This window comes from Sphingomonas sp. FUKUSWIS1, from assembly GCF_000733135.1.
GTDB lineage: Bacteria > Pseudomonadota > Alphaproteobacteria > Sphingomonadales > Sphingomonadaceae > Sphingomonas > Sphingomonas aerolata.
In genome coordinates, this window is the sequence record NZ_JPJC01000229.1 from 145,141 (window position 1) to 148,039 (window position 2,899).

General features: G+C 66.4%; 3 protein-coding genes and 1 pseudogene. 2 read left to right on the forward strand and 2 right to left on the reverse strand.

Annotated elements, in window-relative coordinates:
* Together sphsw_RS20565 and sphsw_RS14320 are read left to right on the forward strand one after the other, a co-directional pair.
* Positions 1-513, forward strand: a 513-nt coding sequence (locus sphsw_RS20565; protein ID WP_042467379.1) for an FAD-binding domain-containing protein, incomplete at its 5' end; no start/stop codon positions are given.
* Between the two features lie 57 nt (positions 514-570).
* Positions 571-1,818, forward strand: coding sequence for an SAM-dependent methyltransferase (locus tag sphsw_RS14320; protein ID WP_081874338.1), 1,248 nt, complete (start codon positions 571-573; stop codon positions 1,816-1,818).
* A 25-nt stretch (positions 1,819-1,843) separates the two neighbouring features.
* Here sphsw_RS14320 and sphsw_RS14325 read toward each other — a convergent pair whose 3' ends face one another.
* Both sphsw_RS14325 and sphsw_RS14330 read right to left on the reverse strand, forming a co-directional pair.
* Positions 1,844-2,554 carry an SDR family NAD(P)-dependent oxidoreductase gene (locus sphsw_RS14325; RefSeq protein WP_031441209.1) on the reverse strand — a complete coding sequence of 237 codons (711 nt, stop codon included), beginning with the start codon at positions 2,552-2,554 and terminating at the stop codon, positions 1,844-1,846.
* A gap of 16 nt (positions 2,555-2,570) precedes the next feature.
* Positions 2,571-2,899, reverse strand: a pseudogene (locus tag sphsw_RS14330) (amidophosphoribosyltransferase); the annotation flags it as partial.

Below are 2,899 nucleotides of genomic sequence, written 5' to 3' on the forward strand. Positions count from 1 at the left end.
AGGCCGGCGTTCGATGCGTTGCCATGGCGCACCGGCAAGGCGGCGGCGTCCGATCTGAAAGCGTGGCAGACCGGTCGGACAGGCTATCCGATCGTCGATGCAGGGATGCGACAGCTCTGGGCGACGGGCTGGATGCACAATCGCGTCCGGATGATCACCGCGAGCTTCCTCGTCAAACATCTGCTGCTCGACTGGCGCGAGGGCGAACGCTGGTTCTGGGATTGCCTGGTCGATGCGGACTACGGCAATAATTCAGTCAACTGGCAATGGGTCGCGGGCACGGGGGTCGATTCGAACATGTTCGGCCGGATCATGGCGCCGCTGTCGCAATCGGAAAAATTCGATGCGGGCGACTATATCCGACAATGGGTGCCGGAACTCGCCAAGGTTACGGGCGACGCGATCCACGACCCGGACGAGTCCGGGTGTCGGCCGCGCGACTATCCGGCCAAGATCATCGGTCACCGCGAGGCACGCGAGCGCGCGCTCGAGGCGGGGCGGCACGCGCGCTGACGCCTTTTGGCACGCGCCTCTTTCCTAGGTCGCGACGCTGTTGCATGGAGCGCCGCGATGACCGCCGCCCACGCCTTTGACGATGCCGCTACAGGGCGCGCAACCAGTGCAGCACGCCTGACCGCGCCGATATTCCACCGCCTGCTCGACCGGATCGATGCAGGACTCGAGAGCGGCGGTATTGAGGCAAGCTTGCCCGACGGCACCCGCCGTTTGCTGGGAGGGCGTGCACCCGGGCCGATGCCGATCGTCACCGTCCATCGCTGGCGGGCATTGGTAAGGCTGGCAACGGCCGGATCGGTCGGCTGGTATGAAGGCTGGACCGCGGGCGACTGGTCCAGTCCCGATCCGGTCCCGCTGTTCGACCTGTTCATGCGCAACCGGATATCGCTCGGCAGGACGGCGCGATCGGGCGGGGTTGCGCGACTCTCGGCCCGCGCTTGGCACTGGATGCGACGCAACCACCGCACGGGATCACGGCGCAACATCGCCGCGCACTATGATCTCGGCAACGACTTCTACGAGACGTGGCTCGATCCCAGCCTGACCTATTCGAGCGCGCTGTTCGCGGAGCCGATTAGCGAGGCCGAACCGCTCGAGCATGCCCAGACGACGAAGCTCCAGGCGATTCTGGACAGGACGGGTACGCAGCCCGGCGATCGCATCCTCGAGATCGGCTGCGGCTGGGGGTCCTTCGCAGCCCTCGCCGCGCAGTCCGGTGTCGACGTGCATGGCCTCACCCTGTCGACCGAGCAGAAGCGACAGGTCGACGCGCGGATGGCCGAGGCAGGGCTGACGGGGGTGACCGTCTCGCTGACCGATTACCGCGACGTCGTCGGAACCTATGACGCGGTGGCCAGTATCGAAATGGTCGAGGCGGTGGGTGAGGCCTATTGGCCGGCCTATCTCGACGCGGTCGCACGGGCGCTGAAACCCGGCGGCCGTGCCGCGCTTCAATATATCACGATCGACGATGCGATCTTCGACGCCTATTCGACAAGCGTCGACTTCATCCAGCGCTACGTGTTTCCCGGCGGCATGCTGCTGTCCGAGCCGCGGTTCCGCGCTCTGGCGGAGGCGCGCGGGTTGACGTGGGAGGATCAACGAAGCTTCGGGCTGCACTATGCCGAGACATGCCGGCGTTGGCGGATCGCGTTCGACGCCGCTGTTGCGCAGGGGCGCCTGCCGGCACGGCTCGACGCGAAGTTCATTGCGCTGTGGCGCTATTACCTGATGTATTGCGAGGGCGGGTTTCGCGGTGGCGGGATCGACGTCGCGCAGGTAACGCTGGTGAAGCGACGCTGATCGTCCGCCCCGCAAGGGGAAGGATTTAGGCGACGCGCTCGAAATGGCCGGGTTCAAACCCTTCGACAGCCAGCGCGACGATGCGGTCCGCAACGACCTGCGGATCCTTGACCGAATTCGGATCCTCGCCCGGATAGGCGCGCGCGCGCATCTTGGTGCGGGTAGCGCCGGGATCGACGATCGCGGTGCGTATGCCGCTGATCTCGGCCATCTCGTCCCCATAAGCGCCGAGCAGCGTCTCGAACGCCGCCTTCGAGGCACCGTAGAGCCCCCAATAAGCGCGCGGCTTGCGACCGACGCTCGACGTGACGCCGATCACGCGCGCCGACTTCGCCCTCTTCAGCATCCGATCGAACGCGGCGATCATCGCCGCCTGCGCGCTGACGTTGAGCGTGAGGACCTGCGCCATTTCCTTCGGATCGATCGCCGGGACCGACGACAGCGATCCCAGCATGCCCGCATTCAACACGAGGATGTCGAGCGCATCCCAGCGATCACCGACCGCACTCGCGAGCCGGCCGATCGCCTCGCTCTCGGCGAGGTCGAGCGGCGCGATCGTCGCGGAGCCGCCGGCGTCATGGATCGCTGTCTCGACCTCTTCGAGGCCGCCCGGCGTGCGCGCGGTCAAAACCACGTGCGCGCCCTTTGCAGCGAGCGCGATCGCGGTGGCGGCGCCGATGCCGCGGCTTGCGCCGGTGACCAGCGCAAGCCGGCCTTCGAGAGGCTTGTCGGTCATTCTAGCTCCAAGACTCTCAGATGACGCGTTCGGCGAGCATCGCGAACTGATCGACCTCGGCGCCCTCGTCATGATCGGTCAGCGTGGTCGGGTAATCGCCGGTGAAGCAGGCATCGCAATATTTCGGTCGGATATCCGCGCGCTTGGCCTCACCGAGCGCCTTGTACAGCCCGTCGATCGAGATGAAGTTGAGGCTGTCGGCGTGGATGAAGCCGGTCATGCCGCCCAGATCGAGCTTGGCTGCGAGCAGCTTGGCGCGCTCCGGCGTGTCGACGCCGTAGAAGCAGGAGTGGCGGGTCGGCGGGCTGGCGATGCGCATATGGACTTCGGCCGCGCCCGCCTCGC

Bases quoted from the DNA above. Each gene is read 5' to 3' on its own strand.
- sphsw_RS14320 (WP_081874338.1), top strand. From the start codon at position 571: ATGACCGCCGCCCACGCCTTTGACGATGCCGCTACAGGGCGCGCAACC.
- sphsw_RS14325 (WP_031441209.1), bottom strand. From the start codon at position 2,554: ATGACCGACAAGCCTCTCGAAGGCCGGCTTGCGCTGGTCACCGGCGCA.